At 71.2% G+C, this 20,306-nt stretch carries 21 protein-coding genes; 4 read left to right on the forward strand and 17 right to left on the reverse strand.

The genetic code is table 11. The features are described from left to right. From QI633_RS15300 to QI633_RS15335, 8 genes are all read right to left on the reverse strand, one after another. Nucleotides 1-384, reverse strand: coding sequence for a DUF2752 domain-containing protein (locus tag QI633_RS15300; RefSeq protein ID WP_282426271.1), 384 nt, complete (start codon nt 382-384; stop codon nt 1-3). A 23-nt stretch (nt 385-407) separates the two neighbouring features. Next, nucleotides 408-608 (reverse strand): HGxxPAAW family protein, encoded by a 201-nt coding sequence (locus tag QI633_RS15305; RefSeq protein WP_141798411.1) that lies wholly within the window; start codon nt 606-608, stop codon nt 408-410. Nucleotides 609-667: 59 nt separating this feature from the next. Further along, entirely contained in the window at nt 668-1,288 is a 621-nt protein-coding gene (locus tag QI633_RS15310; protein ID WP_282426272.1) for a Trp biosynthesis-associated membrane protein, read from the reverse strand. Further along, on the reverse strand, nt 1,281-1,637 hold the full coding sequence (hisI, locus tag QI633_RS15315) for a phosphoribosyl-AMP cyclohydrolase (RefSeq protein ID WP_141798409.1): 357 nt from the start codon (nt 1,635-1,637) through the stop codon (nt 1,281-1,283). The genes QI633_RS15310 and hisI overlap by 8 nt, the downstream gene beginning before the upstream one ends. 7 nt (nt 1,638-1,644) lie before the next feature. Beyond that, entirely contained in the window at nt 1,645-3,483 is a 1,839-nt protein-coding gene (locus tag QI633_RS15320; protein ID WP_141798408.1) for an ABC transporter ATP-binding protein, read from the reverse strand. Continuing rightward, nucleotides 3,480-5,279 carry an ABC transporter ATP-binding protein gene (locus tag QI633_RS15325; RefSeq protein WP_260805933.1) on the reverse strand — a complete coding sequence of 600 codons (1,800 nt, stop codon included), beginning with the start codon at nt 5,277-5,279 and terminating at the stop codon, nt 3,480-3,482. Before QI633_RS15325 ends, QI633_RS15320 begins: the two co-directional genes overlap by 4 nt. Before the next feature lie 101 nt (nt 5,280-5,380). Further along, nucleotides 5,381-6,691, reverse strand: coding sequence for an HNH endonuclease signature motif containing protein (locus QI633_RS15330; protein WP_141798406.1), 1,311 nt, complete (start codon nt 6,689-6,691; stop codon nt 5,381-5,383). A gap of 34 nt (nt 6,692-6,725) precedes the next feature. Next, nucleotides 6,726-7,904 (reverse strand): hypothetical protein, encoded by a 1,179-nt coding sequence (locus QI633_RS15335; RefSeq protein WP_282426273.1) that lies wholly within the window; start codon nt 7,902-7,904, stop codon nt 6,726-6,728. A 193-nt stretch (nt 7,905-8,097) separates the two neighbouring features. Here QI633_RS15335 and QI633_RS15340 point away from each other — a divergent pair, with 193 nt between their 5' ends. Continuing rightward, a complete protein-coding gene (locus QI633_RS15340; protein WP_141798404.1) occupies nt 8,098-8,277 on the forward strand; it encodes a hypothetical protein in 180 nt (59 codons plus the stop codon). A 10-nt stretch (nt 8,278-8,287) separates the two neighbouring features. Here the strand turns inward: QI633_RS15340 and QI633_RS15345 are convergent, their stop codons facing one another. The 3 genes from QI633_RS15345 to priA are packed head-to-tail and all read right to left on the reverse strand — an operon-like array spanning nt 8,288 to nt 10,187. Continuing rightward, nucleotides 8,288-8,659, reverse strand: a complete 372-nt coding sequence (locus QI633_RS15345; protein ID WP_141798403.1) for a hypothetical protein — start codon at nt 8,657-8,659, stop codon at nt 8,288-8,290. A gap of 17 nt (nt 8,660-8,676) precedes the next feature. Next, complete coding sequence (gene hisF, locus QI633_RS15350; protein ID WP_141798402.1) at nt 8,677-9,453, reverse strand: imidazole glycerol phosphate synthase subunit HisF; 777 nt, start codon at nt 9,451-9,453, stop codon at nt 8,677-8,679. Then, on the reverse strand, nt 9,450-10,187 hold the full coding sequence (gene priA / locus QI633_RS15355; protein ID WP_141798401.1) for a bifunctional 1-(5-phosphoribosyl)-5-((5-phosphoribosylamino)methylideneamino)imidazole-4-carboxamide isomerase/phosphoribosylanthranilate isomerase PriA: 738 nt from the start codon (nt 10,185-10,187) through the stop codon (nt 9,450-9,452). Before priA ends, hisF begins: the two co-directional genes overlap by 4 nt. Nucleotides 10,188-10,376: 189 nt before the next feature. Here priA and QI633_RS15360 point away from each other — a divergent pair, with 189 nt between their 5' ends. Continuing rightward, nucleotides 10,377-11,234 carry a DUF6801 domain-containing protein gene (locus QI633_RS15360; protein ID WP_141798400.1) on the forward strand — a complete coding sequence of 286 codons (858 nt, stop codon included), beginning with the start codon at nt 10,377-10,379 and terminating at the stop codon, nt 11,232-11,234. A 42-nt stretch (nt 11,235-11,276) separates the two neighbouring features. On the opposite strand, the gene hisH is transcribed toward QI633_RS15360, so the two are convergent. The 4 genes from hisH to hisD are packed head-to-tail and all read right to left on the reverse strand — an operon-like array spanning nt 11,277 to nt 14,984. After that, nucleotides 11,277-11,924, reverse strand: coding sequence for an imidazole glycerol phosphate synthase subunit HisH (gene hisH, locus QI633_RS15365; RefSeq protein WP_141798399.1), 648 nt, complete (start codon nt 11,922-11,924; stop codon nt 11,277-11,279). Beyond that, nucleotides 11,921-12,562 (reverse strand): imidazoleglycerol-phosphate dehydratase HisB, encoded by a 642-nt coding sequence (gene hisB, locus QI633_RS15370; protein WP_282426274.1) that lies wholly within the window; start codon nt 12,560-12,562, stop codon nt 11,921-11,923. The genes hisH and hisB overlap by 4 nt, the downstream gene beginning before the upstream one ends. Next, nucleotides 12,559-13,671, reverse strand: a complete 1,113-nt coding sequence (locus QI633_RS15375) for a histidinol-phosphate transaminase (RefSeq protein WP_282426275.1) — start codon at nt 13,669-13,671, stop codon at nt 12,559-12,561. The genes hisB and QI633_RS15375 overlap by 4 nt, the downstream gene beginning before the upstream one ends. Next, a complete protein-coding gene (hisD, locus tag QI633_RS15380; RefSeq protein ID WP_141801016.1) occupies nt 13,668-14,984 on the reverse strand; it encodes a histidinol dehydrogenase in 1,317 nt (438 codons plus the stop codon). Before hisD ends, QI633_RS15375 begins: the two co-directional genes overlap by 4 nt. 54 nt (nt 14,985-15,038) lie before the next feature. Between hisD and QI633_RS15385 the strand changes: the two genes are divergently transcribed. Together QI633_RS15385 and ybaK are read left to right on the forward strand one after the other, a co-directional pair. Further along, on the forward strand, nt 15,039-15,704 hold the full coding sequence (locus QI633_RS15385; RefSeq protein WP_282426276.1) for an LON peptidase substrate-binding domain-containing protein: 666 nt from the start codon (nt 15,039-15,041) through the stop codon (nt 15,702-15,704). Nucleotides 15,705-15,713: 9 nt separating this feature from the next. After that, nucleotides 15,714-16,208 (forward strand): Cys-tRNA(Pro) deacylase, encoded by a 495-nt coding sequence (gene ybaK, locus QI633_RS15390; protein ID WP_282426277.1) that lies wholly within the window; start codon nt 15,714-15,716, stop codon nt 16,206-16,208. Here ybaK and QI633_RS15395 read toward each other — a convergent pair. Then, the gene (locus QI633_RS15395) at nt 16,147-16,695 is read right to left on the reverse strand and encodes a hypothetical protein (RefSeq protein ID WP_141798394.1); all 549 of its coding nucleotides are present in this window, start codon (nt 16,693-16,695) and stop codon (nt 16,147-16,149) included. The two genes, ybaK and QI633_RS15395, sit on opposite strands and share 62 nt — an antisense overlap. Next, entirely contained in the window at nt 16,692-20,255 is a 3,564-nt protein-coding gene (gene dnaE / locus QI633_RS15400) for a DNA polymerase III subunit alpha (protein ID WP_141798393.1), read from the reverse strand. Before dnaE ends, QI633_RS15395 begins: the two co-directional genes overlap by 4 nt. Nucleotides 20,256-20,306: the final 51 nt, after the last annotated feature.

Below are 20,306 nucleotides of genomic sequence, written 5' to 3' on the forward strand. Positions count from 1 at the left end.
CTAGGGGGCGAGCCAGGACCCCGCCGGGGTGTTGCGCACGACGGCGAACAGGAGCATCACCCCGACCAGCCCGACCGTCAGCACGGTCGTGCGGCGATCGGGGACCGACCAGGCCCGTCCGGTCCAGCGCCCGTGCGTCCAACGCACCATCGCGTAGAGCACGAACGGCAGCGCGACCACGAAGAGCAGGTTGCTCGACGCCGCGGCGCCGAACTGCAGGTCGGTGAGGTCGTTGACGGCGCGCAGGCCGCCACAGCCCGGGCAGTAGATCCCGATGGCCGCCGAGGGGCACAGCCCCCAGCTGCCCTGCTCGTGCGGGTCGCGCAGGTGCAGGGCGAGAGTCGCCGCAGCGAGGCCGCCGACGACGAGGGCGGGCGGCACCATGCGGCGCCGCCGGGTCGCGAGGGTCAGTGACCGGCCTCGTGGAAGCCCATCTTGGCCATCACCAGGAAGACGACGCCTCCGGCGACCACGACGGCCGTGCCGATCCAGAACAGGGCCCAGTTCAGCGGGTGCAGGGACATGCCGATCGCGCCCACGACGAAGCCGACGAGCGCGACGAGGACGGCGGTCCAGGCCGCGGGGGTGTTGCCGTGGTTGTCGGCCATGAGAGGGAACTCCTCGCTCGTTCGGGTGGATCGGGTGTGATTCTAGGGGGTGGAGGGGTTCACTCGTCCGTGGGGTCGTGGCCCTCGTCGAGTGACTTCCACAGGTCGAGGTTCGACTGCCCGGCGGGATCCTGGCCGGCACCCGCCGGCGACCCGGTCCCCGCGGCCGTGGGGGCGTCGTACCGGCTGCCCATCTCGGGCCACGACGGCACCAGGCGTACGGCGGCACCCGCGGCGACGAGGGCGACCAGGGCGCAGCCGAGGGCGACCCACAGCCAGCCGCTGCGCTCGACGTCGACGGCCGTGACGTTGAGGCCGAGGCGGGTGGCGAGGTCGGCCGTGGCGTCGTCGTCCTGGACGAAGCCGCCGATGACGACCACGGCGAGGACGCCGGCGGCCGCGACCAGCGCGAGGACGGCGGCGCCGCGGCGCACGATACCGCGCGTGACGAGCAGGACGCCCCAGGCGGCGAGCGCGACCAGCGCCAGGGCGCCGGCGAGCGGGAACTCCACGGAGCGCTCCTGCACGGTGGGGGCGATGCCGCCGGCCGCGGTGAGCGTCGCCTCGGGGATCGCGAGCATCGCCTTGTGGCCCGCGACCGCGGCGAAGCCGCTGCCGGCGAGGCCGAGCAGGACGACCGGGCCGAAGGTGCGACGGGCGTTGTCGGTGCGCTCAGCCACCGAGCAGCCCCCCGTCGTCGATCAGGCCCTGGTCGAAGCAGGTGCGCGCCCCGGTGTGGCAGGCGACGCCGACCTGGTCGACCTTGACCAGCAGGGTGTCGCCGTCGCAGTCGAGGCGGACCTCCTTGACCTGCTGGGGGTTGCCGGACGTCTCACCCTTGACCCAGTACTCGCCCCGCGAGCGGCTCCAGTACGTCGCCCGCCCGGTCGTCAGTGTGCGGTGCAGCGCCTCGTCGTCCATCCACGCGAGCATGAGCACCTCGCCGGTGTCATGCTGCTGCACCACCGCCGGCACCAGCCCGTCGGGAGTGCGCTTGAGGCGGTCGGCGATCTCGGAGGGAAGACTCACGAGTCCATTATCCGTGTTGGGCCACCCACGACGCGTGCAGCCTCGCGTAGGGGGTGTCCGCCTGCCTCACGAGCTCGGCGTGCGGGCCGTGCTGGACGATGCGCCCCCGGTCGACGACCACGACCACGTCGGCGGCCTCGGCGGTGGAGAGCCGGTGGGCGATGGTGACCGACGTGCGTCCGCTCATCAGCCGCTCGAGGGCCCTTCCGATCCGGGTCTCCAGCTCGGGGTCGACAGCGCTGGTGGCCTCGTCGAGGACCAGCAGGTCGGGGTCGGCGAGCTGGGCACGGAGCAGGGCGACCAGCTGGCGCTCCCCCGCCGAGAGGGCCTCGCCGCGCTGGCCGACCCGGGTGTCGACGCCGTCGGGCAGCCCGGCCAGCCAGTCGCCGAGGCCGATCGTGTCTGCCGCCTCGCGGATGTCGTCCTCGGTGGCGCCGATCCGGCCGTAGCGGACGTTGGCGGCAAGGGTGTCGTCGAAGAGGAAGCCCTCCTGTGGCACCAGCACGACGCTGCGGCGCAGCGCGCTCTCGGCGACCTCGCGCAGGTCGATGCCGTCGAGCAGCACCCGGCCGCGGCTGGGGTCCATCAGCCGGGTGAGCAGCTTGGCGATGGTCGACTTGCCGGATCCGGTCTCCCCCACGACCGCGACCCGCTGGCCCGCGGGGACCACGAGGTCGATGTCGCTGAGGACGTCGGGACCGCCCGGGTAGGCGAAGGTGACGGCGTCGAACCGGACGTCGATCGCGCCCTTGGGCAGGCTCTGCCCGGAGGGTCCGGGGTCGACGAGGTCGGCCGGGGTGTCGAGGATGCCGATGACGCGACGCCAGCCGGCGATGGCGTTCTGGGCGTCGGTGAGGATCTGGGTGCCCATCTGGACCGGCCCGACGAAGAGGGTGACCAGGAACGCGAAGGCGAGCACCTCGCCGGCCGTGATGCCGCCTGATGATCGGCCCCACGCGAAGCCCTGGCCGAGCCAGATGCCGACGATGAGCACGCCGGCGTTGGCGAAGCCGGCGGAGATGCCGCCGAGGCTGAACGAGAACGCGGTGAAGCCCTGGGCGCGGGTGCTGGCCGCCTTGTGGGTGTCGATGGCGGTGTCGATCCGCTCCTGGGTGCGCGCCTCGATCGCGTACGACTTCACGACCGCCGCCCCGACCACCGGCTCGGAGACCGCCGAGAGCAGCACGCCGACCTGGCGTCGTACGGTCCCGTAGGCGGCGGCCAGCTTGCGCTGGAAGTAGCGCAGGCTGAGGAAGAGCGGCGCGAAGCAGACCCACACGACGACGGCGAGCTGCCAGCTGTAGAAGACCATCACCACCGTCGCGATGAGCATCTGCCCGACGCTCACCACGAAGATCAGGCCGCCGAACACGAGGAACTGGCTGACCTGGTCGACGTCGCTGGTCACGCGCGAGACGAGCGCACCGCGGCGCTCGGTGTTCTGGGTGAGCAGCGGCAGGTCGTGGACATGGCGGAACGCTTTGACCCGCAGGGTCGCGAGGCCGCGCTCAGCCGAGGAGAAGAGCCGCGCCGTCATGGCGTACGACGCCCAGCTGGTCACCACGATCGCGGCGGCCGCGGCGAGTGCGAGCCAGGTCGTGAAGGCCGGGTCCGGGCCGTCGGGGCCGCGCAGGCCCTTGTCGATGGTCTGCTGCACGGCGATGGGTACGACGACCTGGCCGACCGAGGCGAGCACGGCCAGCGCGAGGGTCCAGCCGACCCCCTCGACCAGCTCGGGCGAGTGGCGGATGCCGCGCCGGATGGTCTCCCAGGCGCCGATGTCCTCGCCGGTCGCGAGCCGGGTGTGCTCGGGAGCGCCCCGCTCCGGAGTCAGGGTCGTGCTCATGCGGTCACCTCCTCGTGCTCGGTCTCGTAGGCGTTGACGAGGCGGGCGTAGTCGGCGTTGCGAGCGACCAGCTCCTCGTGGGGGCCGCGGTCGGCGATCCGGCCGTCGACGAGGTAGAGCACCTCGTCGGCCAGGCCGATCGTGGCCTTGCGGTAGGCGACCACGACCAGCGTGGTCTCGCTCCCACCCGGTCCGCCGGCGCGCAGGCCGGCCAGGATCCGGGCCTCGACCTCGGGGTCGACCGCGGACGTGGCGTCGTCGAGCACGAGGAGCCGCGGGCGTCGTACGAGTGCGCGGGCCAGCGCCAGGCGCTGCCGCTGACCGCCGGACAGGGAGGTGCCGCGCTCCCCCAGCCGGGTGTCGATGCCGTCGGGCAGCGCGGCGACGAAGCCGTCGGCCTGGGCGGTGCGCAGCGCGGCCCAGACCTCGTCGTCGGTGATGTCGAGGCCCCCTCGTTGTGCACCCAGGGTGACGTTGCCGCGGACCGTGTCGTCGAACAGGAACGCGCTCTGCGGCACGACGGCCAGCACCTGCGCCAGCCCACCGCGACGCAGCTCGCGCAGGTCGGTCCCGTCGACCCGGATCGCGCCGGCGTCGACGTCCACCAGTCGCGCCAGCAGCCCGGTCAGCGTGCTCTTCCCGGACGCGGTCGCGCCCACGAGTGCGACGGTGCGACCGGGCTCGACGTCGAAGGTGACCTCGCGCAGCAGGGGCCGGCCGGCGGTGTAGCCGAAGGCCGCGCCGTCGACCTCCAGCCGAACACCGCCGTCGTGACGGGGGGCTTCGCGGTCGCCGTACTCCATGGCTCCGGTGGCGGCGATGACCGCAGCGACCCGTCGGTACCCCACCACGCTGCGCGGGAAGTCGCCCAACAGCCAACCGATCGACCGGATCGGGAACGCGACCACGGTGAGCAGGTAGGCGATGGTGACGACGTCTCCGGCGACCGTCGAGCCGGACACGACGCGGTGCACGCCGATCACCAGGACGACGAGGACCGCGAGGTTGGGCAGCGCGGCGAGCGTCGGGTCGAACGCCGCGCGGATCCGGCCGACCCGGATGTTGGCCTCGCGCAGCTCCTCGGCCTTGGCCCGGAACCGCTGGGTCTCCTCGGGCTCGCGGCCGAGGGTCTTGACGACGAGCGCGCCGTCGAACGACTCGTGGGCGATCTCGGAGAGCTCGGCACGCAGCTCCTGCGCGCGTGTCGCCCAGCCCTGGGCGAGGCGCTGGTAGACGACGTTGACGCCGATGACGAGCGGGAAGACGAGCAGGCCGACCGCGGCCAGGACCAGGTCGGTGAGCAGCATCTGCACCACCGCGATGACCATCATCGCGACCGTCCCGACGGCCATCGGCAGCGGCGCGATCGGCCCCCAGGCCGCCTCGACGTCGGCGTTCGCGTTGGAGAGGAGCTCACCGGTCGGGTGCTTCTGGTGCCACTCCATCGGGAGGCGGAGGTACTGGCGGGTGACGGCGCGGCGGCTGTGCGCCTGCATCCGGTACTGCATGACACCCGCCCCCAGCCGGCGGGCCACGATGCCGACCGCGCGCAGGATGGCGACCCCGACGAAGAGGCCCAGCACCGCCCACAGCAGGCCGGCGCCGATCTCGCCGTCCCGGAACGCCGGCAGCACGACGTGGTCCGTCGACCAGCCCAGGACCCACGCGTCGGCGACGGTCAGCGCACCGAAGAGCACGCTGCCGATCGTCGAGACCGCGAAGATCCAGGGCTCGCGCTTGATAGCCACCCAGAGCACGCCGAACCCGGCGGACGTCGTACCGCTTCCTGTGCTCACTTCTGCCCGCAACCTCGCACCGCGCGAGCCTATTCCTGCAGGGTCAGGCACGCAGCACCGCTACCGTCGACTCGTGGACAACCCCGGGGGCCACGAGCTCCTCACGCGGCGAGCTGGTTGATCAGGACCTCAGAGAAGGAGATCTCGGCAGGGGTGGGCGGATCGCCGGCGAGGTGGCCGGTGATGCGTCGTGTGCCGGTCGGGTCGACCAGGTAGTGGGCCCCGTAGGGATCGCGCCAGATCACGATCCCGGGGAACGGATGTCGCACCTGCCAGCCCGCATGGGTCTTGATCCGATGGTGCGTCCGCGTGAGTGGCCCCAGGTTGTCGATGCTCGTGGCCCCGCCTTCGGCGTAGGGCACCGCGTGGTCCAGGTCCATCCGCCGCGTCGTGTTGGCCGCGAACGGGAACACGTCGCCCGGGTGGATCAGGTGCACGGCCTCACGGAGTCGGGCCGGGATCTCGTAGGCATCGACCGGCGCCATCGCGGCCAGGTCAAGGACGGGAGTGATCTGAACCTTCGCTGCGCTGTCGCCCAGCAGTTCGACGACCCGGCCGATCGTGACCGGACCATGCCCCTCCAGCCGCGCGATCGGAGAGTCGGCGTAGATGTGGAGGTAGGCCTTCGCTCGGATCTCGACCGGACCTACCGAAGGGTCGACGTGGCTGGCCGGGTTCAGCAGCAACGCGGCGGCGGCGACGCGTCGGTCGTCGAGCAGGGCGTCGGGCATCGTGGCCTTCACCTTCTCCGCGACCGCGCTCACGGCGGCGTCCATGCCTGCGATCGTGACCGCGTCGGCGCGGATGGTGAAGGTGGCCATGCCGTGGCGGTTGATCCGGCTCATGCGGGCGCAGCGTTCCTTGGCGGCTGCCTCCTCACGAGCCCGGGCCAGCTCAGGAGCGGCCGCGGCGATCTTGCCCTCGACCAGGGCCTCGAAGCGGGACCAGGCCAACCGGCCGTCGGCGACCTCGACTAGCTCACCGTCCACCCAGGCCGCCTCGTCCTCGGAGAGGTCGCGGGTGGCGGTGGCGACCAAGCGGGCGTGCGGGACGCGGACGGTCCCGGCTCGCACGCCGGCCCACAGGCGTGGGAGGCGGAGCTGGAGGTCGAGGGCGTCGGCGATCAGTTGGCGGGCACCGTAGGGGCTGGTCTGGATCCGGGCTCCGAAGGCTGCTGCGGCGTGTTCGGTGATCAGCGGTGTGCCCATGCCTCCGAGGCGTCGTGCACGCAACCTGGCGCGGCGGTCGGTCGGGGCGAGTCGGTCGGGGTGGTGCAGCACGGCCCAGTGGTAGGCCGCCTGAAGGATGTCCCGCTCGGCGTCGAGGCGGGCAGCGTGAGCAGCCTCGACGAAGTCGAGAACCCCCACTGCCGGCAGACCCTGGAGGTCCGCCACCGCCCGATCGGTGACCATGCCGGCATCACATCAAAGAGGTCCGACACAAACCTCAGGCTGCGTCTCGACAGAGCTCTCCCAGCTGCACACAGCGCTCGCGAGCCTGACCATCGACTGCAGCCGCCAGCGTGCTCCAGGCACTCATCCACTGGCTGCCGGTGCATTCCTTCAACGCGGCCTCGTGAGCACCCGGCACTGCGAACGCTGCGCGGAGGTGTGGCGCCGCACGGCCGGCGACGGACGCGTCGACGCTGACTCCCACGAGACACACCTCGATCACTCCGACGGCATTGGCGACGGCGGCCGGGTATCCCTGCGCCCGGAGGTCGCGAACGCGGGGCGAATCGCCGTACCGGCCGTCCTTGCGCGAACCCATGACGGTCAGATCGGTCAGGTAGAGCGTGCGCTCCTCGCAGCTGAAGCCGCGATCCAGTCGTCCCCCGAGGCGCGCCATGGCGAGGGCGTCGAGCCAACCCAGACCTTCGTCAACGCTGTCCCGGGTCAACATCACGACATCCGACGCCGTCTCGGCATCGATCTCGAGAGGACGGGACTCGAACATGAGGTACGGCGGATCGCTGATCGGGACCAGCCTGCCCAGCAGGAACGCGTCGGAGTCGCGCTCGGCCAGGGCGCCCAGGTTCAGGACCTCGATCTCGTCGCCCGTCGCGAGGTCCTCGAGCACCAATGCCGAGCCGCGGGTTCCGCGACCGGCATAGGCGCCCATCGGCGCGTTCCGCCACTCGTTGACGAGATCAGCCCGGCCGAGGAGACCGGGTTCAGCGCGTACCTCCAGGAAGTCTCCCAGGCCGCCGAAGTCGAAGACGGCGATCTGCTGCACGACCCAGTCGCAGGCAGCGACCATGGTGCCGTACTCCTTCAGGGCGACCGGATCGTCCAGGAGCGCTTCGACGTGCTCCAGATGGAGAGCGTCGAGCACCATCCGGACCGCCGCGTCCGTCCGCGGATCCCGCTCGAGCAGCATCCAGCGATAGGCCTGGTCCACCGTCCAGCGAGCGAAGGGCCATCCCGCCCCGTGCTCCCCCAATGAGATCAGCTCCTGGAGCCGCGCGGGCCTGACCGTGCCTTCGACGAGCAGACCTTCGACCTCGTGCTCATACGCCGCCCGAGCGTCGCCCCGTGCTGCCGCGTCCACAGCAGCGCGCATCGCCTCGTGGTCGCTGGGGGTGAGGAGGTGTTCGATGTCCTGTCCTGGCCGGACGGTCGCCATGACTCGGCGACGGTCTGCTCGCTGAGCGCGCCTGCGCGTCCGTCGGCGATCAGGGCGAGGTTGGGTGCGGTTCCGCTTCCGAGAGATGGGCATGTCCGCCAGCATCCGACGTTGCTGCGCGGCGGACCACCCCTCTTTCGCGGCCTGTGGAGAACTCAGCGCACGCCCGACCCGATCGGACCATGCTGCTGGCATGGACGTTCTCGGTGCCCGTCTCGGGGTCCTCTGCCTGGCCATCGCCGTTCTGCTGTGCGGCTGCGCCGCCGCAACCGGTCCGGAACCCGACCTACGCACGCCTCCGGTCCGTGACACCCCGCCGGCGCAACTCGGCGACGGCGCCGGCGACGGTGCCGACGGCCTCGCCACGCCGTGACGGTCGTGGGCTACTGGTCGGAGCCCGGCGGGCCGACCGGGCTGACGATCCGCACACTCATGTGGAAGGTCGACATCGCGCCCTCGAGCACGACCAGGAACCCGTCGGGACCGTCCCGGTAGACGTCGCGGCGCTGCTCGAACGCCGGGTCGGGCGGGTTGAACTCGCGGCAGGCACGCAGGGCGGCCTCGAGCGCGGTGCCACGCTCGGCGTGAACGGTCTTGCCGATCTGTACGACGGTCGGCGGCTTGAGGTCGCCGCGGTTGGAGTACTCGAGCATGACCCGCCACGGTCCCCGGCTGCCGGCGCCGTCGGACGCGGTCTCGGACTCGGACTGGGCGGAGTTCGCGACGGCGCTCGGTTCGTAGCTGTCGTAGGTCATGGCCGGACCCTCCCCCGTCACCGGACCGGCACACCTGCCGCAGACAGGGAGGCCTTCACGTCCGAGATCCGCAGGGTGCCGAAGTGGAAGACGGTGGCGGCGAGTACGGCGTCCGCGCCGGCCTCGACGGCGGGCGGGAAGTGCTCGACGGCACCGGCGCCTCCGGATGCGATGACCGGGACCGACACCTCGGCGCGGACCTTGCGGATCAGCTCCAGGTCGAAGCCGTCGGTGGTGCCGTCGGCGTCCATCGCGTTGAGGAGGATCTCGCCGGCGCCCAGCTCGGCGGCGCGGACGGCCCACTCGATCGCGTCGATGCCGGCGGACTGGCGGCCGCCGTGGGTGGTGACCTCGAAGCCCGAGTCGGTGCGGACCTCGGAGCCACTCGGCACGCGGCGGGCGTCGACGGAGAGGACCAGCACCTGGTTGCCGAAGCGGTCGGCGATCTCGGCGATCAGCTCAGGGCGGCGGATGGCGGCGGTGTTGACGGCGATCTTGTCGGCGCCGGCGCGCAGCAGCCGGTCGACGTCCTCGACCGAGGAGACGCCGCCGCCGACGGTGAGCGGGATGAAGACCTGCTCGGCCGTCGCGGAGACGATGTCCATCGTGGTCGCGCGACCCTCGTGGGACGCGGAGATGTCGAGGAAGGTCAGCTCGTCGGCGCCCTCGGCGTCGTACAGGCGCGCCAGCTCGACCGGGTCACCGGCGTCGCGGAGCTCCTGGAAGTTGACGCCCTTGACCACCCGGCCGGCGTCGACGTCGAGGCACGGGATGACCCGGACCGCGAGGGTCATACCAGCCCGCCGCGGGTCAGCTTGAGTGCGTCCTCCAGGGTGAATTGCCCGGTGTAGAGGGCGGTTCCGGCGATCGCGCCCTCGACTCCGACGGGCACGAGCTTCATCAGCGCGCGGATGTCGTCGAGTGTCGTGACGCCGCCGGAGGCGACGACCGGACGCGACGTGGCGGCGCAGACGTCCTCGAGCAGCTGGAGGTTCGGGCCCTGCAGCATGCCGTCCTTGTTGACGTCGGTGACGACGTAGCGGGCACAGCCCTCGGCGTCGAGGCGGGCGAGCGTCTCGTAGAGGTCGCCGCCCTCCTTGGTCCAGCCGCGCGCAGCCAGCGTGCGGCCGCGTACGTCGAGGCCGACGGCCACCCGGTCGCCGTACGTCGCAATGGCGCGGGCACACCACTCCGGCTGCTCGAGGGCGGCGGTGCCGATGTTGACGCGACGACAGCCCGTGGCCATGGCGGCCTCGAGCGACTCGTCGTCGCGGATGCCGCCGCTCATCTCGACCTGGATGTCGAGGCGGCCGACGATCTCGGCCTGCAGCTCGCGGTTCTGCCCGTGTCCGAAGGCCGCGTCCAGGTCGACCAGGTGCAGCCACTCGGCGCCGGCCTCCTGCCAGCGCAACGCGGCCTCGATCGGGTCGCCGAAGCGCTTCTCCGAGCCGTCCACGCCCTGCACCAGCTGGACGGCCTGGCCGCCCTTGATGTCGACGGCGGGCAGCAGCTCGAGGTAGCCGGTCATGGCCGCGATCCTAGATGAGCAGGATCGGGGTCCCGCGCCGCGTCTCGCCGACAGCCGACGAGACAGCCGACGAGACACGGGACCAAGGGACTAGAACTTGTTCTCTTTTTGTGATGGGGTGTCGAAACCGGCCGCCACCTGGGAGGGGTGGCGGCCGGCACAACCACACATTTCGGGAGGGAAACCCACATGACCTTGCGTCATCGCTTCACCCTGCGCTCGGCGTCCGCCGGCGCTGTTCTCGGCCTCGCGGCCAGCACCGCCGTCGTCCTCGGTACGGCGGGCACGGCCTCGGCGACGCCGATCGACTTCAGCTGCGACGTGCCGATCCTCGGTCCGAACACGTTCTCGGTGGACGTCAGCACCAACGCGCCGGCAACCGCTCCGGCAGGGACGTCCGTCAGCCCGACGGTCACGTCCGTGATGACCGTGCCGGCAGGCCTGGCCGACACGATGCGTGGGCTGCTCGGCACCGACCAGATCGGCGGGACCGTCCAGGCCACCAACCTGGTCAACGGCGTGGCCGTGCCTATGACCATCACGATTCCCACGACCACCGTCCCGGCCAGCGGACCGATCGCGCTCACGGGGACCGGCGTGATGCCGGCCTTCACGGCGGGACCGGAAGGGACGACACACGAGATCACGGCCGGCGCGCAGAAGGTCGGCATGGTCCTGCTCAACGACGGCACCCCGTCGCCGTTCGACATCCCCTGCACACCGGCGGCCGGTCAGAACACCCTCATCGGCTCCGTGAAGGCAACCGCGGCCCCGGCCTCGACGACCACGCTCAAGGCGAAGTACGTCAAGAAGTCGCGCAAGGCGACGGTCACGGCGAGCGTCTCCGCGCCGGGCGCCAACCCGTCGGGCACGATCACCTTCACCCTCAAGAAGGGCAAGAAGGTGAAGACCAAGACCGTCGCGATCACCGGCGGCACCGCGAAGGCGACCTTCAAGAAGCTCCCGAAGGGCAAGTACAAGGTCACGGCGTCCTACACCGGGAGCGTCGGCTCCTCGAGCGCCACGACCAAGCTCAAGGTCCGCTGACCTCGGCCCGGGTCGGCTCCGTGACGGGGCCGGCCCGGGTGATCAGCCCAGCGAAGCGACCCAGTTGCGCAGCAGCTGCGCGCCCGCGTCGCCCGACTTCTCCGGGTGGAACTGGGTCGCGCACAGTGGCCCGTTCTCGACCGCGGCGACGAAACGGTCGCCACCGTGCTCGGCCCAGGTCACCAGCGGCTGGTGGCTGTCGGGCGTGCGGTCGTTGGTGACCAGCGTCCAGTCGCGCACGCCGTAGGAGTGCACGAAGTAGAAGCGCTCGTCTTCGATCCCCGCGAACAGCCGCGTCCGCTCGGGCACGGACACGGTGTTCCATCCCATGTGCGGCACGATCGGCGCCTGCAGCCGCTCGACCACGCCCGGCCACTCGCCGCAGCCCTCGGTCTCGACGCCGTGCTCGATCCCACGCTCGAACAGGATCTGCATGCCCACGCAGATGCCGAGCACCGGCCTGCCGCCGGAGAGCCGCCGGGCGATGATCCGCTCGCCGCGGATGGCCCGCAGCCCGCGCATGCACGCCTCGTACGCGCCGACGCCCGGCACCAGCAGGCCGTCGGCCTCCATCGCGGTGTCGAGGTCGCCGGTGAGGGTGACCGAGGCCCCGGCCCGCTCGACCGCGCGTACGGCGGAGCGCAGGTTCCCGGAGCCGTAGTCGAGGACGACGACGGACGGAGCGCTCACAGAGCGCCCTTCGTGGAGGGGATGCCGGTCTCGCGCGGGTCGATCGCGACGGCGTCGCGGAAGGCCCGGGCGAACGCCTTGAACTGGGTCTCGACGATGTGGTGCGGCTCGCGGCCCGCGAGCACCCGCACGTGCAGCGCGAAGTGGCCGTGGAAGGCGATCGACTCGAAGACGTGCTGGGTCAGCGAGCCGAGGTAGGACACCCCGGAGCCGCCGAGCTGGACGTACTGCTGGCCCTCCGGCTCGCCGGTGTGGACGCAGTAGGGACGCCCCGACACGTCGACGACGGCGTGCACGAGCGCCTCGTCGAGCGGGACGGTCGCGTCGCCGAACCGGCGGATGCCGACCTTGTCGCCCAGCGCCTGGCGCAGCGCCTGGCCGAGGGTGATCGCGGTGTCCTCCACGGTGTGGTGGGCGTCGATGTGGACGTCGCCGTCGGTCTGCACCGTGAGGTCGACCAGCGCGTGGCGCGCGAACGCGGTGAGCATGTGGTCGTAGAACCCGACGCCCGTGGAGATGTCGTGCTTGCCGGTGCCGTCGAGGTTCACCTCGACGACGACCTTCGACTCGCTCGTCTGCCGCTCGATCCGAGCAGTCCGGGCTCCGCCGTCTCGACCGCTCGCTGCGCTCGCGTTCATGCGCGCTCTCCATTCACATCGGTCAGTGCGGCCCGGAAGGCCGCCATCTCGTCGGGGGTGCCGACCGAGACCCGCAGCCAGCCGTCGGGCCCGGTCTCCCGGATCAGGACTCCCCGGTCGAGGAGACCCTGCCAGACAGCATGACGCTCGGCGAATCGCCCGAACAACACGAAATTGGCGTCCGAGTCGGCGACGTCGTACGCCTCGGCCCGCAGCCACTCCACAAGCGCGTCCCGCTCGCGGCGCAGGTCGTCGACCCTGCCGAGCAGCTCGGGCGCGTGGCGCAGGGCCGCCAGTGCGACGGCCTGGGTGACGGCGGAGAGGTGGTAGGGCAGCCGCACCACGCGGATCGCGTCGCAGATCTCGGGCGCCGCTGCGAGGTAGCCCAGCCGCAGCCCAGCGCCCGCGAACGCCTTGCTCATCGTGCGGGTGACCACGAGGTTGCGGTACGACGGCAGCAGCTCCAGCGCGCTCGGGACGCCGGTGCGCCGGAACTCGCCGTACGCCTCGTCGACCACGACGATCCCGCTGATGTCATTGCCGCCGGCGGCCTCGCACAGCATGGACACAGCCTCGGGCGGCAGCGCGGTGCCGGTCGGGTTGTTGGGGCTCGGCAGCAGGATCACGCTCGGCTGCTCGGTCTTCACCAGGTCGCGCGCGGCGTCGAGGTCGAGCGCGAAGTCCCCGGCCCGGCGCCCGGCGACCCAGCGGGTGTTGGTGTCGCGGGCGTACTCCGGATACATCGAGTACGTCGGCGCGAAGCTCACCGCCGTGCGGCCCGGCCCGCCGAAGGCCTGCAGCAGCTGCAGCATGACCTCGTTGGAGCCGTTGGCCGCCCACACCTGCTCGGGCACGACCCCGGCGGGGGTGTCTTTGGAGAGGTAGGCCGCGAGTGCGGTGCGCAGGCCGGTGAACTCCCGGTCGGGGTACCGGTTCAGCGTCGCAGCGGCCTCCCCCGCGGCCGCCGCGATGTCGGCGATACAAGCCTCGGACGGGCCGTAGGGGTTCTCGTTGACGTTGAGCTGGACGGGCACGTCGAGCTGCGGGGCGCCGTACGGCTCGATCCCGCGCAGCTCCTCGCGGAGCGGCGGCCAGCTATCTGCGGTCATCGCGTCGACCGGACCGTGATGGCGGCGCCGTGGCCGGGCAGGTCCTCGGCCTCGGCGAGGGTGACCACGTGGCCGGCGACCTCGGCGAGCGCCGCGGCGGAGTAGTCGATCACGTGCACCGACTTGGTGAACGCGCGCACCGACAGCCCCGAGGAGTGGCAGGCGCAGCCGGCCGTCGGGAGCACGTGGTTGGACCCGGCGCAGTAGTCGCCGAGGCTGACCGGGGCGTGCGGGCCCACGAAGATCGCACCGGCGTTGCGGACCCGGGCCGCCCAGGCGGCGGCGTCCTCGGTGTGGATCTCGAGGTGCTCCGCGGCGTACGCGTTGACGACCTCCAGCCCCTGCTCGAGGTCGCGGACCAGCACGATGCCGGACTGCTTGCCGGCGAGCGAGGTGGTGATCCGCTCGCTGTGCTTGGTCGCGGCGACCTGCTGGTCGAGCTCGGCCTCGACCTCGGCGGCGAGCCGCTCGGAGGTGGTGACGAGGACCGAGGCGGCGAGCGGGTCGTGCTCGGCCTGGCTGATCAGGTCGGCGGCGACGTAGGCGGCATTGCCGGTGTCGTCGGCGAGGATCGCGATCTCGGTGGGGCCGGCCTCGGAGTCGATGCCGATCTGGCCCTTGAGGATCCGCTTGGCGGTGACGACCCAGATGTTGCCGGGTCCGGTCACCAGATCAACGCGGGCGACGCGCCGGCAGGGGTCAGCGTCGTTGAGGCCGTACGCGAACATCGCGATCGCCTGGGCGCCGCCGACGGCGTAGACCTCCTCGACACCGAGCAGCGCGCACGCGGCCAGGATCGTGGGGTGGACCGAGCCGCCGAACTCTTTCTGCGGCGGGCTGGCCAGCGCGATCGACTCGACGCCGGCGGTCTGGGCCGGGACGACGTTCATCAGCACGCTCGACACCAGCGGTGCGAGGCCGCCGGGCACGTACAGGCCGACCCGGCCGACCGGCACCTTGCGGTGGGTGACCCGGGCGCCGGGACCGAGGTCGGTGACCGCGTCCTGCTCGAGCTCGTTGGCGCAGGTCGCCCGCAGCCGGCGGATCGACTCCTCGAGGCCCGCACGGATGTCGGGGTCGAGGTTGTCGAGCGCGGCCTGCATCGCGGCCGGCGCGACCCGGATGTCGTCGACGCGCACGCCGTCGAACCTCTCCCCGAACTCCACGATCGCGTCCAGCCCGCGGGTGCGGACCTCCTCGCAGATCGCATGCACCGCCGGCACCGCCGCTTCGATGTCGAAGTCGGCACGGGGCACTGCTGCGCGGTAGTCGGTCTCGGGACCGGCCTGACGCAGGTCGATGCGACGGATCAGGGACATGCCCCCGATTCTACGGTCGATGGTGGGTCCGCCCTCTAAGTTGGACACGTGACGGACCAGCTCCCGATGTTCCCGCTGAACGCGGTGCTCTACCCGGGGGTCAGCGTGCCGCTGCACGTCTTCGAGGACCGCTACCGCGCGCTGGTGCACCACCTGCTGCGCACCGAGGACCCGGCGCAGCGGCTGTTCGGGTCGGTGGCGATCCGCGAGGGCTACGAGGTCGGTGACCACGGCACCCAGTCGCTCTACCGCATCGGTGTGCGTCTGCAGCTCACCGAGGTCGAGGCCCGCGCCGACGGCAGCTTCGACGTCGTCGCGGTCGGCCGCGACCGGATCCAGCTGGACCGTCTCCTCACCACGGGCGACTACCCCGTCGGCGAGGTGACGCTGGTGCCGGCCGGGCCGGCGGAGGTGCCCGAGGTCGTCGTGCAGCAGGCGCGGGCGACGTTCACGGCGTACCGGCACGTGCTCAGCTCGATCGCCGGCGACCCCCTGCAGGGCGAGCTGCCCCAGGACCCGACGTACCTGTCCTGGACGCTCGCGGCCTGCAGCCCGCTGCCGATGGGTGAGCGGCAACAGCTGCTCGAGGCCGAGGACACCACCGAGCGGCTGCTGCTGGTGACCGACCTGCTCCGCGCCGAGCTGCGGGCCATCAACGTGATCACCTCGCTGCCGGCGACCGAGGTCGCCCGCACCCGCTGGTCGCCGAACTGAGCGCAGGTCATGGCGAGGAAGAAGCAGTCCGGCGGCGGTACGCCGGCCACCACCGCGCTGACGAGCGCCGGCGTGGCGTTCACGGTTCACGAGTACGACCACGACGCCCGCACCGACTCGTACGGCGGCGAGGCCGCCGAGGCGATGGGCGTCGCGCCCGAGCGGGTCTTCAAGACCCTGTTCGCCGACATCGACGGCGCCCTCGTGGTGGGTGTCGTGCCGGTCTCGGGTCAGCTCGACCTCAAGGCGCTGGCCCGCGCGGTCGAGGGGCGCAAGGCGGCCATGGCCGACCCGAAGGCGGCCGAGCGGGCCACCGGGTACGTCGTCGGCGGGATCTCGCCGCTCGGGCAGCGCAAGGCGCACCCGACGGTCGTCGACGACTCCGCGCTGGACCACGACACGGTGTTCGTGTCGGCGGGCCGGCGCGGGATGGAGGTCGAGCTCAGCCCTGCGGAGCTGGTGCGGCTGACGGCTGCGCGGGTGCGGAGGATACGGAAGGGTTGAGCGCGAGCATCAGCACCAGGTAGGCGAGCATCGCGCCGACCGGCCACGCGAGGTAGGGCGTCCAGCCCGCGACGGCGAGGTGGCCCGGCAGGGTGTCGCCGACCTTGTGGGCGGACAGCAGGCCGGCCGGGTCGGCCGGGCTGAACGACTCCCCCAGCAGGGTCATCACCAGCACACCGAGCCCGGCGCCGACCAGCACCGCGATGATCCCGGCCACAGCCTGGTTGCGCGCGAGCCAGCCACCGACCAGGCCGAGCAGGACCGCGAGCCCGAAGGCGACGACGACATAGGTCGCCGTACCGCTGAAGTCGCGGGTGATGCCCGGGTCGAACGGATCGGGGTACCAGGCCTTGCCGGCCACGGTGTCGTAGATCTTCCCGTCGGGGGCGGGCCCCCACCACGTCCACCACAGCCAGCCGCCAGCGGCACCCAGGAGGGAGCCGAGCACCACGGGCACGAGGAGCGGCAGGACTGCCAGGCGCCTCATCGGTCGAGGCACCCCGGGCCGAGGAGCTGCTTGAGGTCGGCGAAGAGGGAGACCGAGGGAGTCACCCGCAGATTGTCCCCCAGTCGCATGACCTTGGTGGAGTCGCGGCTCAGCAGCTGGAGCCGCACCTCGGTCAGCCCGGCGTGGGAGGTCAGCACCTCGCGCAGCTGGGCCACGACCGGCCCGGTGCACCGGGTCGAGGGCAGGCTGATCACGACCGGGCCGTCGCTGCCCCGCTCCAGGTCGGGGACGGTGACCTCCTGGCCGCGCAGCTGCGCCGGCTCGCGGTCGGTGTCGAGCTGGCCGCGCACCCGGATGATCGCGTCCTCGGTGAGGTACGGCGCCGCGAGCCGGTAGCTGCTCGGGAACAGCAGCACGTCGATCGCGCCCTCGAGGTCCTCGAGGGTCACGGTGGCCCACGGGTCGCCGTTCTTGGTGATCTTGCGCTGGATCGAGGTGACCAGGCCGGCCACCGTCACCGTCGAGTTGTGCGGCCGGCTCTCGTCGGTGACCAGCTGGCCGATGGTGCAGTCGGTTCCGTTGGACAAGACGTGCTCGAGGCCGAGCAGCGGGTGGTCGGAGACGTAGAGGCCGAGCATCTCCCGCTCGTGGCCGAGCAGGGTCATCTTGTCCCACTCGTCGATCTCGGGGATCGCGACGCTCACGCCGAACCCTCCGTCGCCCCCGTCGTCGTCGCCCAGCCCGGCGAACAGCGAGTCCTGGCCGATCGCCTCGTTGCGCTTGATGTCGACGTACTGGTCGACCGCGGTCTCGTGGATCGCGACCAGGGCGCGACGCAGGTGCTTCATGTCGTCGAAGGCACCGGCCTTGATCAGCGAGTCGATGACCCGCTTGTTGCACACGGTGGCCGGCACCTTGGACAGGAAGTCGTTGAAGTCGGTGAACCGGCCCTTCTCGACCCGGGCCTCGGCGATGCCGTCGACGACGTTGGAGCCGACGTTGCGCACGGCGGTGAGGCCGAAGCGGATGTCGCGCCCGACGGCGGTGAAGTTGTGCGCCGACTCGTTGACGTCGGGCGGGAGCACCTGGATCTTCATCCGACGGCACTCGTTGAGGTAGATCGCCATCTTGTCCTTGTCGTCCTTGACGGACGTGAGGAGCGCGGCCATGTACTCGGTCGGGTAGTTGGCCTTGAGGTAGGCGGTCCAGTAGGTGATGACGCCGTAGGCCGCGGAGTGGGACTTGTTGAACGCGTAGTCGGCGAACGGGACGAGGATCTCCCAGAGCGTCTTGACCGCGTCCTTGGGATAGCCCCGCTCGAGCATGCCGGCCTCGAAGCCCTCGAACTGCGCGTCGAGCTCGGCCTTCTTCTTCTTGCCCATGACCCGGCGCATGTTGTCTGCCGCGCCCAGCGAGTAGCCGGCCAGGACCTGGGCGATCGCCATCACCTGCTCCTGGTAGACGATCAGGCCGTAGGTCTCCCCCAGCACCGGCTCGAGCGCCTCGGCGAGCGCCGGGTGGATCGGCTCGATCGGCTGGCGCCCGTTCTTGCGGTGGGCGTACTTGTTGTGGGAGTCGGCGCCCATCGGGCCGGGGCGGTAGAGCGCACTGACCGCGGTGATGTCGGCGAACTTGTCGGGCAGCATCGAGCGCAGCAGCGCGCGCATGCCACCGCCATCGAGCTGGAACACGCCCAGGGTGTCGCCCCGGCCCATCAGCTCGTAGGTGGCCCGGTTGTCGAACGGGAGTTCCTCGAGGACGACGACCTCGTCCTTGTTGGCCTTGATGTTGGCCAGCGCGTCCTCGAGGATGCGCAGGTTGGACAGGCCCAGGAAGTCCATCTTGACCAGGCCCAGCGACTCGCACATCGGGTAGTCGAACTGGGTGATCACCGCGCCGTCCTGCGGGCGGGCCATGATCGGCACGATGTCGATCAGCGGCTCGCTGGACATGATCACGCCGGCCGCGTGCACACCCCAGTTGCGGATCTGGCCCTCGAGGCCGACCGCCGTCTGGTAGATCGTGCGGACGTCGGCGTCGGACTCGTAGAGCGCGCGGAACTCGCCGCCGTCGTTGTAGCGCTTGTGCTCGGGGTTGAAGATCTCCTTGAGCGGCACGCCCTTGCCCATGACGTCGGGCGGCATCGCCTTGGTGATCTTGTCGCCGATCGCGAAGCCGTGGTCGAGAACCCGGGCGGCGTCCTTGATCGCGGCCTTGGCCTTGAGCCGGCCGAAGGTGGCGATCTGCGCGACGCGCTCGGCGCCGTACTTCTCGGAGACGTACTGGATGACCTCGCCGCGCCGCGCGTCGTCGAAGTCGATGTCGAAGTCGGGCATCGAGGGGCGCTCGGGGTTGAGGAAGCGCTCGAAGAACAGGCCGTGCTCGAGGGGGCACAGGTCGGTGATGCTCAGGGCGTACGCCGCGATCGAGCCCGCACCCGAGCCACGACCCGGGCCCACCCGGATGCCGTTGCGCTTGGACCACTGGATGAAGTCGGCGACCACGAGGTAGTAGCCGCAGTAGCCCTTCTGCGAGACGATCGCGAGCTCCATCTCGACGCGGTCCTTGACCTCCTGGGTCAGCCGGTCGCCGGGGTAGCGCGCCTCGATGCCGCGCCACACCTCCTTGCGGAACCAGGACTCCTCGGTCTCGCCGTCGGGGATGTCGGCGCGGGCCATGTAGCCGCCGGTCGACTCGGTGAACTCGACCGAGCAGCGCTCGGCGATCGCCACCGTGTTGTCGCACGCCTCGGGCATGCCGAACTTCCCGGCCCACAGCTCGCGCATCTCGGCCGCGGACTTGATGTAGTAGCCGCCGCCGTCGAACTTGAGCCGGTTGGTGTCGGAGAGCCGCTTGCCGGACGCGACGCAGATGAGGGCGTCGTGGGCGTCGGCGTCCTCGGGGTTGTTGTAGTGGGAGTCGTTGGTCGCGATCGGCGGGATGCCGAGCTCCTTGCCGAGACGCAGCAGGTCGTCGCGGACCCGCTTCTCGATGGAGATGCCGTGGTCCATCAGCTCCAGGAAGACGGACTCCTTGCCGTAGATGTCCTGCAGCTCGGCCGCCTCGCGGACCGCCTCGTCCCACTGACCCAGCCGCAGGCGGGTCTGGATCGCGCCGCTGGGGCAGCCGGTGGAGACGATGATCCCCTTGCTGTGCTCGGCGAGGATCTCCTTGTCCATCCGCGGCTTGAAGTAGTAGCCCTCCAGGCTCGAGCGCGACGAGAGCCGGAACAGGTTGTGCATGCCCTCGGTGGACTCGGCCCACATCGTCATGTGGGTGTAGGCGCCACCGCCGGCGACGTCGTCGCCGCCCTCCTCGGCCGCGTCGCCCTTGCCCCAGCGCACCCGGCGCCGCTCGCCCCGCTGGGTGCCGGGGGTGATGTAGGCCTCGATGCCGATGATGGGCTGGACGCCGTACTTCTTCGCCTTGGAGTAGAAGTCGTAGGCACCGTGCAGGTTGCCGTGGTCGGTCATCGCGATCGCCGGCATGCCGAGGTCGTTGACGCGGGTGAACAACCCGTCGAGCAGCGACGCTCCGTCGAGCATGGAGTACTCGGTGTGCACGTGCAGGTGGACGAAGTCCCCGGCGTCAGCAGCCATCGGTGGTTCGGCGCTCCTCAGTGATCAAAGGGTGGTCGCTCGGGGAAGAGG

The sequence above is a fragment of the Nocardioides sp. QY071 genome, assembly GCF_029961765.1.
Taxonomy (GTDB): Bacteria; Actinomycetota; Actinomycetes; order Propionibacteriales; family Nocardioidaceae; genus Nocardioides.